Below are 260 nucleotides of genomic sequence, written 5' to 3' on the forward strand. Positions count from 1 at the left end.
TATCTATTATTACTTAAGACCGTATTTTTTGTTAAAGCGATCAACACGACCATCAGCAGAAGCGAATTTTTGGCGGCCAGTGTAGAACGGATGGCATTCAGAACAAATCTCAACGCGTACCTCTTCTTTTACTGAACCTGTTTCAAATTCGTTTCCACAAGCGCATTTGACTGTTGCTTTTTTGAACTCAGGATGAATTCCTGCTTTCATGTCTGTCATCTCCTTCCGCCCTGAATCCAATTCGGAAACAGAGTTATTAT

1 protein-coding gene is annotated in these 260 nt (G+C 40.4%); it reads right to left on the reverse strand.

Annotated elements, in window-relative coordinates; translation table 11 throughout:
* Positions 1 to 9: 9 nt before the first annotated feature.
* Positions 10 to 260 (reverse strand): 50S ribosomal protein L31 (rpmE, locus tag CH339_RS25805; protein ID WP_438646527.1); only part of this gene is annotated, 251 nt, incomplete at its 5' end.

The sequence above is a fragment of the Rhodobium orientis genome, from assembly GCF_003258835.1.
Lineage (GTDB): Bacteria > Pseudomonadota > Alphaproteobacteria > Rhizobiales > Rhodobiaceae > Rhodobium > Rhodobium orientis.